Raw genomic sequence first — 13,574 nt, forward strand, 5'->3', positions numbered from 1 at the left:
CACGGCTACGCCCGCGACCTTGCCGAGCGGGCGCTTACTCATACGGTCGCGAACAAGGTTGAAGCGGCTTATCACAGAACCGACCTTCTGGAACAGCGCCGCCCGATGATGGCATGGGCGGCGTACGTTATTCAAACCAACTTGTAAATTTCAAGAGTTTGCCTTTGCCCAAACGGCGTCGAACTCACCTTGATTAATTTTGACTGGCTCGAACTCTGGGTCCGCTGCTATTTCATCCAGTGGCGGAACAGGCACCTTACCGAGCCTGGCATTACCCTTATGTCCCATCCGACCGGCATAGTCCATTCTTCCGTCAGCAAATACCTCAACCTTTCTAACTTCCATCCGTTGATCGTCAAGCTCGCTGTATAGAAGCACAGGCTCCGATTCGATAGAATGAATCCATCTGGCTTTGATGTAGTTCAATTATTCAGAGCCCTCGGGTGAGGAGCATCCAAATATCAATCTTAATAGCCTCTGAATTGAGCGATCTGCCAACGCAAGGCAAAACATAACGACACAGATTGCTATCAATTGATTCAGCAAACTGCGATCGGGGAAAATTGCCTGACCGGCAATAGGAGACGGAATCGACACACGCATATGTACAAAGAGTACGAACGCTGTGCCGACAGCAATTAACATGGCCGATCGGTGATGCCGTAGGCGTGCAAGCTGGCAAATTATTAGCGTTACGATGCCCCATATAAACGGGTAAACACCGTTGTCGAAAAGGAGCAAGCGTTCGTCAAAGTATTCGCCTGTATACATCGCAAAGTGCGACAAGCCGTAGAGACCGTACGCTACTAGCAGGACTGCCAGACTGAGAAACGCCATAGACATAAGACGGGCGGCCGACGCTATCTTCATGATCCCGCCTTTCCAATGAGAGCATCAAGCTCGCGCTCGACCAAAAGCCCGTTCTGACGCGTTACCTTGATGATTTTTCCATTGTGGAATACGACGCGCTGGCCATGTCGGTAATCTTGCTCATCATTCTTTTCTCCCCCCCCCTTAATATTGGGATTCGCCTTGTCGGCGTGACCAATGACAATAGAGGCAGTCTTGCCAGCTTCATAAAGTCGCGTGGAGAAGTCAGCAACAATATTGTCTGTGTCCGATTCAGCATCGGCCGTCCTGCATCCGTGAAGCTCAATTTTTGCATTCGTTGCAAACTTGGCAAAATTGATTTCCTCAACGAGGGCTGAGCCCTCGGTCCAACCAGCAGCGTTCAGAATCATTCGTATGCGGGTCCGATAAAGGCTTGAGTTATGAAAAACGTAGCGAAACACTTTTTCTGTATCCGGGCTTGCAGTAGTCAAGTACAACGCCTGCGGACCACCATGTGTAAATATGTCTAGCGACCTGATGCTGTCATCATCCTGGCTGTTGATGTAGGTGACAATGTCCTTTGCAACAAGAATGTGATGGCTGTCTATGGTAAAGTTTCCCCGGTCGGTCGCCTTGTAGTCCTTGATGACATTGCGGGCGGCCCATTCAAAAGCGCCGTTATCTCCCTGTGTGGCAGCCCCGCCCCACAGCAGAAGGCGAAGTTTGCGCTTGTGCGGCAGTTGCGCGACGGAATTTTTTTCGGGATTGGTTTTGGCTTTACCACCTCGACCAGTCGTTTGGGGCGTAATTGCCATTACCTGATCTCCATCATTTTTTCGGCATCTTCGCCAAACAATACTGTCAGCTCCTCGGCGACGCTGGTGGTAATGCGTTCACATAATCCATTGGCATCTGTGTGCCCGATATAAACAACCCCACTTTGGGTCTTGATGTAATAGGCCAACCCGGGAATGATTTCTCCCGTTTTTGCATCTATAGCTTGCACCTGTTCATCATATGCTTGCGCAGTTGGCATGGACGGCATGGGCGTATTCATCGACGTCTTGCCCTGCTTTTGTACCGTAATCGTTTTGATGAATAGGTCGTATGGACCGCCGAGTGTAATGCTCCCATCCTTGATCTGGATGAACGCACCACCGCACTCAAGGATGATTTCCTTCGCAGCGGCCAGATTGACCTTGCCGTTGACGCTGGCGACGTTCACATCCTTGTCTGCGATCAATGACATTGCATTGCCCTGCGCCTGGAACTCGACAGGGCCTTTGGCTGCGAATATTTTCAGTCCGAGCTTTTGCGCGAACAGCGAAATCTTCTCAACTGCTGCGACCGTGAAGCGCTTCAGCACGCTCCAGTCGGCGTTCTTCCCGGCCACGGTTGAGATGTTCTCCTGCGCCGCGAACTGGATGCCCTGGCCCGCGACGATACCCGCCGATGCGGGCGTGCTCATCAGCAGCCCCGGCTGCTTGAGGCCGTCCAGATCGTCCTTCATCTGCTGCTGGGCTTCGGTGTCGGCGGGTTCGGCCTTCGCGCTGCTGGCCGATGCTGCCAGCGCCTTCGCGGTCGCCAGCGCGCTTCCAAGCTGCGCGATGGTCTCCTGCATGTCCAGTTGCAGGCCGGTCGCGGCCGGGCGGTCGTAGGCGGTCAGCATCATGCCTTTGCCCGCGCGACTCACCCCGTAGCCCGATGTTCTCGCCTCGAAGCCTTCGCCCCGGTATTCGAGTTTGTTGTTAACCAGGTAACCGAGATTCAGTTGCGATTTGCCCGAGTGTTCCGTGCTAAGTTTGATGCCTTCCTGGCCCGCCCAGTCCTCGAAGCGAATCTTGTTGTTCTTCTGCGTGCGGATCATGTTGCGCGAGAGCCAGCGCCGGTCATTTGTCACCAGGTCGCGCGTCTGGCTGTGGTGATGAAAGCCGGTAATTTCCGGCTTGTCCGGGTCGCCATCGCGGCAGGTCACCACTGCTTCGGCACCGTCCAGACCAGGGAAGTGCATACCGGTCTGGAACTTGCCCGCGAACGGCTTTGCAAGGCGCAGCGGTACGCTCTCGCCGCCCTTTGGCCACGTTTCGAAGTCCGCATCGAAACGAACGACATAGTGGCCTTCCGACGTAATGTAGGAATACGTGTAGGAATCGGGACTGGTCACGCGTGCCGAGAGTGTGCCGCTCACTTTGGCCCAATTCTGCGGCTCCAGCTTGAGACGGAAACGCCGGTCGGCAGGAATGGCCTTGTAGCGGTTCGTATAGGGCTTGTCGCGTGCGCCGCTGTGCGTGATCTCGACAATAAGCTGGCCTTCCGGCGCATCGGGCAGCACGATATCCGTCTCGAACACGCGCCCCGGCTGCAACGCCAGCACATTGCTTTCGCCTTCATAGACAACCTGCCAGGCGATGGCCGCTTCGTGCCGGAGTTGGGCTTCCCATTTCGCCCCGGCCTGGTCGAGGTGGTGAGTCCCGTACACATAGGGCTGGCCGTAGGTCGTGGTATCGCCCGGGGCAACGTTGGCCTTATCCCGAAAACGCTCCCACGCCTCCTGAGGGTTAGCTGCGGATGCGTCGCCACGATCAGCACTACGCTTGCCTCGCTCATCTTTTCGGTGGCCGTGAACGACACCACCGAGAGCGCGGCGGCGGCGGGCGTTCCTCGCACGTCGAGGCGGTACGCCTGCCTGCCAGTGAGCAGGTTTGAAACCGGATCAATTTCCGCCATTCTGATGCGTCTCCTTAATCGGCCGAATTTTCATGCTGGCAAGTGGGTTTGCCGCCAGCAATCAGATACGTCCGAAAACAAGATGGCGAAATTTTTTGGCCCGTTGAATTCCTTCCAGGTATTTGCCGTTCCGCTCTCGCGATTGCCGCGTTGATGCGTTCGGACATTTCGCACCTCGGACAACTTTTATGATGGCTCGCTACAGCCAGATCGCGCTGTGCGACTCAGCGCTCGGTTCAGCAGGATGCCGGGCGCGAAGGCGCAATGCCTCTGCGATCGGCAACGGCAGTTCCGGGCGACGCTCCACCTCTCCCGCGAGCGCAGCCCGTCAACCCGCGTTCTGCGTCCCCCGCGGCGGACCGAAACTCCTCGCCATTTCGGCGCCATGCAAGTCTTTGTACGCAATCGTCCAAGTCCCGGGAATTTCGTCTTCGTACGCTTCGTGTCGAGCGGTGCAGCACGGCGTACATGGGGTCGCCGTCCACGCGCGCCGCACTGGACAGGAGCTTCCGGATGCTGACCTCTATCATCGCAACCCTGCGCCGGTGGCGCGCACTGGCCGCCGCTGCGGCGTGTCTGACGGCAATCGTCTTGCCGGGATACGCGCATGCGGCCTCGGCTGCCGTACCCGCCGAATGTCAGGCATTGCAGGCGAAATATCCGCAGTTCAAGGGCAAGACGCTGACCAACGCGATCAACCCGCACACGCCGGGCTACGAAGCGCTGGACCCGAACGATCCGAGCAAGTACGTCGGCTTCGATATCGACCTCGGTGAAACGATCGGCTCGTGCCTTGGCTTTACGATGGCCTACAAGCCTGTGACGTTCGCCGCGCTGCTCACGACGCTGCAAAGCGGCCAGGCCGATATCGTTATCTCCGATATCTACGCAACGGAAGACCGCGCGAAGGCGGCCGACTTCATCACCTACTCGAAAGTGTTCGACGGCGTGCTCGTCGCGAAGGGCAATCCCAAGAAGATCAGCGGCATCAATGCATCGCTGTGCGGCACGACGGCGGCGGAAAACACCGGCTACGTGGAGGTGCCGTTGATCCAGGCGCTCGCGCCGACCTGCAAGGCGCAGAGCAAGCCCGAAGCGGCCGTGCAGTTGTACGACAACAACGCGAACTGCATTCAGGCGATTCTCGCGGGCCGCGCCGACACCTATATCAACGACGTGAACACGGTCGATCAAGCGGTGAAAGCGTATCCGGACAAGCTCGAAAAGGCGACCGCGGTGACGCTGCCGTACTTCGTCGGCATCGGTGTGCCGAAGGACAAGCCCGAGTTCCGCACCGCCGTGATGGCGGCGCTGGTCGCGATCCAGAAAGCCGGTACCGAGAAGGCATTGCTGAAGAAGTGGTCGCTTGGCGTCGAGAACGAAGCGACGCCGCAGCTCATCGTCTCGAAGTAAGCGGTATCGACTGGACGCGCGCTCGCGATGGAACTCTTCCTGCATTACCTGACGCTGCCCTACCTGCTGAAGGGCATCGGCTTCACGATTGCGGTCACGTTACTGGGCCTCGCGGGCGGCCTTGTCGTCGGGCTGGTGCTCGCGGCGATGCAGTTGTCGCGCGTCGGTCCGCTCGCCGCCGTCGCGCGTGCCTATACGGTGATCTTTCGCGGCACGCCACTGATCCTGCAACTCGTATTCGCGTACGACGCGCTGCCGCACATCGGGCTGAAGCTGTCGGCGATCGGCGCGGCCGGACTCGCGCTGGCCGCGAACGAAGGACCGTTCATCGCCGAAATCCTGCGCGCCGGCGTGCTCGGCGTGGAGCGTGGCCAGGTGCTCGCGGGTCAGGCGCTCGGCATGGGCCCGCTCGTGTTGATGCGCCGGATCATCGCACCGCAGGCGATCCGTTCGATCGTGCCCGCGCTCGGCAACGAGTCGGTCAGCGCGCTGAAGAACTCGTCGCTGGCGTCGGTGATCGCGGTCGACGAACTGACGCTGCGCAGCACGCAGCTCGCGTCGTCGACTTTCGACTTCTTCTCGATCTTCTTTTCGTCCGGGCTGATGTATCTGGTGCTGACGGGCCTGATCGCAGCGCTCCAGCTCGCCGCCGAGCGGGCGCTCGACCTCGATCGCGGCACGGCGGCGGCCAGGGCGCTCAGCGGGCGCCCGCGCTGGCTGCCGTGGCGGCGCGGCGCAGTCGTGCCGCTCAGCGGCGCGCCCGAGCCGGCGGCTACCCAGGCCGATATCGCCGCGGCGCTCGACACGCCTGATCCGCCGTCACGTCGTCTCGTGCGCAGCGAAGAAGATCGCGCGGCGCGCTACGCGTCGTTCGCGATGCAGCGCGCGGCAGTGCAAGTGAGCGGACTTGTGAAGCGCTACGGCACGCAACCCGTGCTCGCCGGTTTCGATCTATCGGTGCGCGCGGGAGAAGTCGTCGTCGTGCTGGGTCCGAGCGGCTCGGGCAAGAGCACACTGCTGCGGTGTATCAATCATCTCGAGTCGTGGGACGAAGGCAGCATCCGCATCGACGACAAGCGCATCGGCTATCGCGTCGACGGCAATCCGACGACCCCGGGCGAACTGGCCGCCGAACGCGCGAGCGCCGGCGTCGGCATGGTGTTTCAGCACTTCAACCTCTTCGCGCATTTGAGCGCGCTGGAAAACGTCGCGGGGCCGCTGCGCTGGGTGCATGGCGTCGAGCGCGCCGAAGCGGAACGCCGCGCCCGCGAGTTGCTGACGCGCGTCGGTCTGAGCCATCGCGCGGACGCGTTACCGCGCCATTTGTCGGGCGGGCAGCAGCAGCGCGTCGCAATTGCGCGCGCACTCGCGCCGAATCCGCGCGTGCTGCTGCTCGACGAACCCACGTCCGCGCTCGATCCCGAACTGATCGGCGAAGTGCTCGATGTGATCCAGCGGCTCGCGATCGAAGACGGCTTGACGATGATCATATCCACGCATCAGTTGCGTTTCGCCGATCAGGTGGCGGATCGCGTCGTGTTCATGAGCGGCGGCAAGGTCGTTGAAGAAGGGCCCGCGCACGCCATGCTCACCGCGCCGCGGCACCCTTTGACGCGGCGATTCCTGTCGGTGATGGGCGCCGACAGTCGTCTCGAACTCGCGTCGTAGCACGAACTCATCACTTGAAAGGTCCACATCTCATGAAGCATCACACGCTTGCCGTATCGCCGGACACGGTGCATTGGGGCTACTTCAGCAAGGCCGTCGCACCGGCGCTGACGCTGCGTTCGGGCGACCGCGCGACCATCGAAACGCTCACGCACCATGCCAACGACGACCACGAGCGGATGATCGAGGGCGACCCCGGCGCGCAGAGCGTGTTCCACTGGACGCGCGAACACAAGGCGGTGCCCCGCCGCGGCGCGGGACCGGACGCCGGTCCGTTCAAACTTGGTTCGGGCGAAGGCGTGGGCGTGCATCTGCTGACCGGGCCGATCGTGATCGAAAACGCGGAACCCGGCGACGTGCTTGAAGTGCGGATTCTCGACGTGCGCCCTCGCCCGAGTTGCAACGCGTGCTACCGGGGCCGTTGCTTCGGCTCGAACGTGGCGGCGTCGTGGGGCTTCCAGTATCACGATCTGATCGAGGAACCAAAGCCGCGCGAAGTCGTGACGATTTTCGAACTGGACACGAGCGGCGAGCCGTATGCGCGCGCGGTGTACAACTATGTCTGGACGCCGCAGACCGATCCGGACGGCGTCGTGCATCCGACCATCGACTATCCCGGCGTGCGCGTCGATCATGCGCTCGTGAAAAAGCGCGAATCGATCTTGCCCAACGTGAAGGTGCCGGCGCGCCTGCACTTCGGCACCATGGGCGTCGCGCCGGCCGAGTCCGAATACGTCAGCTCGATTCCGCCGAGCTATACGGGCGGCAATATCGACGACTGGCGCGTCGGCAAAGGCGCGCGCATGTATTACCCCGTGGCCGTGGAAGGCGCCTATTTTTCGGTCGGCGATCCGCATGCCGCGCAGGGCGACAGCGAACTGGGCGGCACGGCGATCGAAACCTCGCTGACCGGCGATTTCGAATTCGTGCTGCACAAAGCCGCCGATCTGGGCGGCACGATTCTCGAAGGCCTCACGCATCCGATGCTCGAAACTGACGAGCAATGGTCGATGTACGGCTTCACGTTCCCCAACTATCTCGCCGAACTGGGACCGAACGCGCAACTCGAGGTCGCGCAGCATGCAAGTCTCGACAAAGCGATGCGCGATGCCTTTCGCAAACTGCGCCGGTTCCTGATGACGGTCCACAAGATGAGCGAGGACGAGGCAATTGCGCTGATGTCGGTCGCCGCGGACTTCGGCGTGACGCAGGTCGTGGACGGCAACTGGGGCGTGCATGGTTCGATCCGCAAGGCAATGTTCGGCGGATAAGCGCCTTGGAATCCGGCGGCGCGCGGCGCGGGCGCGGCACGCCGCGATGGTGCGCGCGTGCCTCGACGATGTGCAGGGCGGTCGCCCGCCGTGCAGTGCGCGGTGCATGCCGACGCGCCGCCGCGCCGGTGAAAGCGCCATGAGACGATGGTGGCACCAAGCTTGCTTGAGACTTGCCCCGACGACACGGAACGCGTGCGCACAGGCGCGTGCGATGTCGCGGGGACCGCGTTGGACCAGCTACGTTTTACGACCGAGTCGTATCCAGAAGCCGAGCGACATCGCGCGTGGCGCGAGGCTTTAGCGCGCCTCGGGCTCGCGACGGCGGCCATTCGCGACCGGCATGGTCTGCGTGGCACGCTGAAAACGCAAACCTCCATCGGCGGCTACGAACTGACGCTCGTGACCTCCGTGGCGCAAACCGTCGAACTGAACGCGCTGGGGTGTGACAGTCTCTTCGTGCTGCTGAATCTCGAAGGTGCCGTTGCATTGCAGACGGATCGTGGCGCACTGCCGCTTGCCGTTCACGATCTCGTCTATCTGCCGTCGCGCGAACGTGCTTCGCTGACCTTCGAGACGGATTTTCGTGCGTTCATTGTGCGGGTGCCTCGTGCGGCGGCCGGCGCGCGCCTGCTTGCGCCCGCGTCCTTGCAATTCGGGCGCATTGCGGGCGACAGCGGAATCGGCCAAGTCTTTGCCGGCTTTCTCGCGTCGATCGCCGGCAGTCTCGACACGCTCACCGTCAGTGAATTGCGGCCGCTCGAACTCGCGCTCGCGGAGTTTCTGGTGGCGAGTCAATCGTCGCATCAGGGCGATGCGAGTTTAAGCGCGCTGACGCCGGCGCAATCGGCAATCTTCGTGCGAATCTGCCGGCAGATCGACGCGCGCCTCGGCGCATCCGATCTCAGTCTTGCGACGATCGCGCGCGAAGAACGCGTGTCCGCGCGCTATTTACAAAAGCTGTTCGAGACGGTAGGGCAAAGCTTTTCCTCCTATCTCCGACTGCGGCGGCTCGAACGCTGCCGGGCGGAACTGGTGGACCCGCTATACGAAAAAATGTCGATTTCCGATATCTGCTTTCGCTGGGGATTCAACGATCCCGCGCATTTCAGCCGCGCATTTCGCGAGCAATATCAGACGACGCCGCGCGCGTTCCGCCACGAAGCAAGCCTCGAACGCGCACGCAATCTCGTACGCACGGTGTCGCGCGGGTTGCCGCTCAATGCGCAAAGCACGCTGATGCGCCATGCGCCTGGCGCAGCGGTTCTACCCGAAGCGGTGACGTCCGGCGCGCTGTATGCCGACGACGATGCCGGCGCGCCCGAAGCTGCGCGGCCACGTCCGCGTCGCGCATCGACGGGTGGACGGCCCCGTCATCACATCCTGCGTGTGAACGCGAATACCGTGCACTGGGGCTACTTTTCGCACGATCTGAAACCCGTGCTCGAAGTGGACAGCGGCGACACGGTGACGATCGAAACACTCACGCAACATGCAGCGGACGACTGGTCGCGCATGATCGCCGGCGATCCCGGTGCGGAGAGCGTGTTCCACTGGACCACTGAGCGCAAGAACGTCAATCGCCGCGGCGCCGGACCGATTGACGCGTCGATCTACGGGCGCGGCGCGGGTGAAGGCTTCGGCGTGCATATCTGCACCGGGCCGGTAGCCGTGCGTGGTGCGGAGCCAGGCGACGTGCTCGAAGTCCGTATTCTCGACGTGCATCCGCGCCGCTGCGCCAATCCGCATTTCACCGGCAAAGTGTTCGGCAGTAACGCCGCCGCATGGTGGGGCTTTCACTACCGCGAGCTGTTGACGGAACCGAAGCCGCGCGAGGTCGTGACGATCTATGAACTCGACGAGGAGGACCGTTCACGCACCTTCGCGCGCGCGGTCTACAACTACCGCTGGACGCCGCAGCGCGATCCGTTCGGTGTCGTACACGAGACGATCGACTATCCGGGCGTGCCCGTCGATCACGCGACGGTGGATAAACAGTTCGGCATCCTGAAGGACGTACGTATTCCTGTGCGCCCGCATTTCGGGCTGATTGCGGTCGCGCCGCAACAGAATGGACTAATCGATTCTATTCCGCCCTCCGCGTTCGGCGGCAACCTGGACAACTGGCGCGTGGCGCGTGGGGCGAGCGTGTTTCTGCCGGTGGGCGTGACGGGCGCGCTGCTGTCGGTCGGCGACCCGCACGCGTCGCAAGGCGATTCGGAGTTGTGCGGAACCGCCATCGAATGTTCGTTGACCGGCGACTTCCAGTTGATTCTCCATAAGAAGGATGCCCTTGAAGGCAAGCCATATGCGGATCTCTCATACCCGCTTGTCGAAACCGCCGACGAGTGGGTGCTGCACGGATTCAGCCACGCGAATTACCTGGCGGAGTTCGGTTCACAGGCGCAAAGCAAGGTGTACGAAAAGTCGACGCTCGATCAGGCGATGCGCGACGCGTTCATCAAGACGCGTCGCTTCCTGATGACCACCAGAGGCCTTACCGAAGACGAAGCGATCTCCCTGATTTCGGTGGCCATCGACTTCGGCGTCACGCAGGTGGTGGACGGCAACTGGGGCGTGCATGCCATCGTGCGCAAGGAGTTGTTCGAGTGAGCTGCGCGATTCCGCGTACATCGTTTCGCTGTTTTGAAGGCCGTTTCAGACGCAATTCGCTCTGAAATTCGCTGTCCCCCCTTACGCTCAACTCGCGGGCGAAGAATCGTTGCCTGTCTGCGTCACAGACCCTGCGATTCGGACTGCATCGATCCTCAAGAATCAAGTCGCGGGCGCAATGGCGCGTGAGTGAGAGTGAGAAACAGTGAGAAACAGGCCGTGCGCAGAAAGCGTAAAGAGAGCGACGAAAAGAAGAAACGCATCGGCAAACGACCCGCGGGGCGCATGAGTTGCATGCTCATGCGCCCCGCTGACCGCCACCAACTCGATATACCGCAGTTCGCGAATATAAGTATCGAGAAGCTTCGGGTCCATGCGCGACGCTTCCCTTACGCGCGCGCGGAAGCCACGCGGAACGACGCACCGGCGCCCGCTCGCGCGGCCTTTAGCCTGCCCTGCCCGGTCACGTCGCCGATGATTGCCGCTTCGTCATACTCACCAGACAACATCACTGAGCCCCGACAAAAGGACGAGGCTAACGGGAAATGGGGAACGGACACCAGCGCGACCCGCGCACCGTTTGCGCGATCCGGCATTGAGGCTTACGTTAAGAATGATCCTATTGCGCCGAACCAGGGAACGAGCATCGCCGCCCTACGGCACGCGTCGAAAGCCGCCCGTCCAGTGATAAACTCGCATCACCCATTTTCCTGGCGTGCCCATGAAATTCTGCTCGACTTGCGGTCAGGCGGTCAGCCTGCTCGTTCCGCCCGGCGACAACCGCGAACGCTATGTCTGCGGCAGTTGCGGCACCATCCATTATCAGAATCCACGTAATGTGGTCGGCACCGTTCCCGTCTGGGAAGACAAGGTGCTGCTCTGCCGACGCGCGATCGAGCCGCGCTACGGCTACTGGACGCTGCCGGCGGGCTTCATGGAAATGGGCGAAACTACGGCGGAAGCCGCCTCGCGCGAAACACTGGAAGAAGCCGGCGCACGCGTCGAAGTGCAGAACCTTTTCTCGCTTCTCAATGTGCCGCGCGTGCATCAGGTGCATCTGTTCTATCTCGCTCGGCTGCTCGATATCGACGTCGAAGCGGGCGAGGAAAGTCTCGAAGTGCGGCTGTTCGAAGAACACGAAATTCCCTGGGACGACATCGCCTTCCCCACGGTCGGACAGACGCTGCGCTTTTTCTTCGCCGATCGTCAGTCGGGCAGCTACGGGCTGCACACGGGCGACGTGCTGCGCCCGCTGCGCGACGGCTGACCGGGAATCCAAAGCACGATGGTTCCCTGGCTTGCGCCCGACGATCCGTTCCCGCCCGTCGAACGCGCCCTTGGCGTCGCGAGCGGCGCGCCGGGCCTGCTTGCGGCGAGCGCCGACCTGCTGCCCTCGCGCTTGATCGACGCCTACCGGCACGGCATTTTTCCCTGGTATTCCGACGGTCAGCCGGTGCTCTGGTGGAGCCCCGACCCGCGCATGATCCTGCGCCCCGACGAGTTCAAGGTCTCTGCGTCGCTGAAAAAAACGCTCAAGCGCGTGCTGCGCGACGACGCGTGGGAAATTCGCGTCGATGACGATTTCCCCGCGGTCATGCGCGCTTGCGCGGGCGCGCCGCGTCACGGCCAGCGCGGCACCTGGATCACCCCGGACGTGATCGACGCCTATTCGGCGCTGCATCGCCTCGGCAACGCGCACAGCGTCGAAACCTGGCACGACGGCCAGCGCGTGGGCGGCCTCTACGGCGTGTCGCTCGGCACCATGTTCTTCGGCGAATCAATGTTCGCCACCGTCACCGACGCCTCGAAAATCGCACTGGCGGCGCTCGCCGCGCATCTGCGCCGCCACGGCGTCGAATTGATCGACTGTCAGCAGAACACGGCGCATCTCGCCTCGCTCGGCGGGCGCGAAATCGCGCGCAAGGCCTTCATCGCGCATGTTCAGGCGCACGCGCGCGGCACGCCCATTCCGTGGCGCTTCGACAGGCAGGTGCTCGCCGACTGGACCGGCGGCCACGACAAAGCCGGCGCGCCCGGCGCCGCGCCGCCCGCCGCGTGAGCGGGGCGCACACCGCGCGCGCAATTCGGTGGATGCGGTTTCGGCGTCGATGTTAGACTCAAGTCAACCCGTCGTGCCTCGCGCTGGCACGGCGCATGCACACCGGTGTGCGGCAATGACCGGCCGCGGCGCGCAACGCGCCCGCGCGCGCCTCGCGACGAACCGAACTGCTAGAGAGCTGCCAACGTGACGCATCCCAACGAGCTGCCGCTTTCACCGCTTTCCGCGCTGCAATTCTATGCAACGGCGCCCTACCCCTGTAGCTATCTGGAGGGGCGCATCGCGCGCTCGCAGGTGGCCACGCCCAGCCACCTCATCAACTCCGACGTCTACACCGATCTCGTGAAAGCCGGCTTCCGCCGCTCGGGCGTGTTCACCTATCGCCCGTACTGCGACGGCTGCCGCGCCTGCGTGCCCGTGCGCGTGCCGGTCGAGCGCTTCGCGCCGAACCGCACGCAGCGCCGCGCCTGGAAGCATCACGGCGATCTGGTGGCGACGGTCGCGCCGCTTCATTACGACGAAACGCACTACGCGCTCTATATGCGCTACCAGTCGGCGCGTCACGCGGGCGGCGGCATGGACCGCGACAGCCGCGACCAGTACGAGCAATTCCTGCTGCAAAGCCGGATCAACTCGCGGCTCGTCGAGTTTCGCGAACCCGCCGATCACGCCGGCGCGCCGGGCGCGCTGCGCATGGTGAGCATGATCGACATTCTCGGCGACGGGCTTTCGTCGGTGTACACGTTCTTCGAGCCGGACGCGCCGCGCACGAGCTACGGCACCTACAACATCCTCTGGCAGATCGAACAGGCGCGCAGCCTGCATCTGCCGTACGTGTACCTCGGCTACTGGATACGCGAGAGCCCGAAAATGGCGTACAAGGCGCGTTTCCAGCCGCTCGAAGGCCTGCACGACGGCGCGTGGGCCGCGCTGGAAACCGAAGCCTGAACGCCCGCAGCCGGCGTTTGCGCCGTTTCGGCGCGCCCGCCGGC

The 13,574-nt window shown here is 62.3% G+C and carries 10 protein-coding genes and 2 pseudogenes; 8 read left to right on the plus strand and 4 right to left on the minus strand.

Going from position 1 to position 13,574, the window contains the following annotated elements:
- Positions 1 to 150: 150 nt before the first annotated feature.
- From U5805_RS01880 to U5805_RS01890, 3 genes and pseudogenes are all read right to left on the minus strand, one after another.
- Positions 151 to 426 carry a DUF6881 domain-containing protein gene (locus U5805_RS01880; protein WP_322101742.1) on the minus strand — a complete coding sequence of 92 codons (276 nt, stop codon included), beginning with the start codon at positions 424 to 426 and terminating at the stop codon, positions 151 to 153.
- 440 nt (positions 427 to 866) lie between these two features.
- Entirely contained in the window at positions 867 to 1,646 is a 780-nt protein-coding gene (locus U5805_RS01885; protein ID WP_322101743.1) for a hypothetical protein, read from the minus strand.
- Positions 1,646 to 3,391 (minus strand): annotated as a pseudogene (locus U5805_RS01890) (DUF2345 domain-containing protein); the annotation flags it as partial. The gene U5805_RS01885 and the pseudogene U5805_RS01890, both read right to left, overlap by 1 nt.
- A gap of 60 nt (positions 3,392 to 3,451) precedes the next feature.
- Between U5805_RS01890 and U5805_RS01895 the strand changes: the two are divergent.
- The 5 genes and pseudogenes from U5805_RS01895 to U5805_RS01915 all read left to right on the plus strand — a co-directional run bounded on the left by U5805_RS01895 (position 3,452) and on the right by U5805_RS01915 (position 10,523).
- Positions 3,452 to 3,712, plus strand: coding sequence for a hypothetical protein (locus U5805_RS01895; RefSeq protein ID WP_322102096.1), 261 nt, complete (start codon positions 3,452 to 3,454; stop codon positions 3,710 to 3,712).
- A gap of 359 nt (positions 3,713 to 4,071) precedes the next feature.
- Entirely contained in the window at positions 4,072 to 4,971 is a 900-nt protein-coding gene (locus U5805_RS01900; protein ID WP_322101744.1) for an ABC transporter substrate-binding protein, read from the plus strand.
- Positions 4,972 to 4,998: 27 nt separating this feature from the next.
- A complete protein-coding gene (locus U5805_RS01905; RefSeq protein ID WP_322101745.1) occupies positions 4,999 to 6,639 on the plus strand; it encodes an amino acid ABC transporter permease/ATP-binding protein in 1,641 nt (546 codons plus the stop codon).
- A gap of 35 nt (positions 6,640 to 6,674) precedes the next feature.
- Positions 6,675 to 7,910 (plus strand): annotated as a pseudogene (locus tag U5805_RS01910) (acetamidase/formamidase family protein); the annotation flags it as partial.
- Positions 7,911 to 8,141: 231 nt separating this feature from the next.
- Entirely contained in the window at positions 8,142 to 10,523 is a 2,382-nt protein-coding gene (locus U5805_RS01915; RefSeq protein ID WP_322101747.1) for an acetamidase/formamidase family protein, read from the plus strand.
- Positions 10,524 to 10,685: 162 nt separating this feature from the next.
- Here U5805_RS01915 and U5805_RS01920 read toward each other — a convergent pair whose 3' ends face one another.
- Positions 10,686 to 10,898 carry a hypothetical protein gene (locus U5805_RS01920; protein ID WP_322101748.1) on the minus strand — a complete coding sequence of 71 codons (213 nt, stop codon included), beginning with the start codon at positions 10,896 to 10,898 and terminating at the stop codon, positions 10,686 to 10,688.
- A gap of 346 nt (positions 10,899 to 11,244) precedes the next feature.
- On the opposite strand from U5805_RS01920, the gene U5805_RS01925 reads away from it, so the two are divergent.
- From U5805_RS01925 to U5805_RS01935, 3 genes are all read left to right on the plus strand, one after another.
- A complete protein-coding gene (locus tag U5805_RS01925) occupies positions 11,245 to 11,790 on the plus strand; it encodes an NUDIX hydrolase (protein WP_322101749.1) in 546 nt (181 codons plus the stop codon).
- 18 nt (positions 11,791 to 11,808) lie between these two features.
- Complete coding sequence (gene aat / locus U5805_RS01930) at positions 11,809 to 12,582, plus strand: leucyl/phenylalanyl-tRNA--protein transferase (RefSeq protein WP_322101750.1); 774 nt, start codon at positions 11,809 to 11,811, stop codon at positions 12,580 to 12,582.
- A 186-nt stretch (positions 12,583 to 12,768) separates the two neighbouring features.
- Positions 12,769 to 13,530, plus strand: a complete 762-nt coding sequence (locus U5805_RS01935) for an arginyltransferase (RefSeq protein ID WP_322101751.1) — start codon at positions 12,769 to 12,771, stop codon at positions 13,528 to 13,530.
- The last annotated feature ends 44 nt before the right edge of the window (positions 13,531 to 13,574 follow it).

Origin of the sequence: Paraburkholderia sp. J41, from assembly GCF_905220235.1 — a bacterium.
In the GTDB taxonomy this organism is placed as follows: Bacteria; Pseudomonadota; Gammaproteobacteria; order Burkholderiales; family Burkholderiaceae; genus Paraburkholderia.

Excerpts from the sequence above, each read along its gene's own strand:
- U5805_RS01885 (WP_322101743.1), bottom strand. The coding sequence starts at position 1,646 with ATGGCAATTACGCCCCAAACGACTGGTCGAGGTGGTAAAGCCAAAACC.
- U5805_RS01900 (WP_322101744.1), top strand. The coding sequence starts at position 4,072 with ATGCTGACCTCTATCATCGCAACCCTGCGCCGGTGGCGCGCACTGGCC.
- U5805_RS01905 (WP_322101745.1), top strand. The coding sequence starts at position 4,999 with ATGGAACTCTTCCTGCATTACCTGACGCTGCCCTACCTGCTGAAGGGC.
- U5805_RS01920 (WP_322101748.1), bottom strand. The coding sequence starts at position 10,898 with ATGGACCCGAAGCTTCTCGATACTTATATTCGCGAACTGCGGTATATC.
- U5805_RS01925 (WP_322101749.1), top strand. The coding sequence starts at position 11,245 with ATGAAATTCTGCTCGACTTGCGGTCAGGCGGTCAGCCTGCTCGTTCCG.
- aat (WP_322101750.1), top strand. The coding sequence starts at position 11,809 with ATGGTTCCCTGGCTTGCGCCCGACGATCCGTTCCCGCCCGTCGAACGC.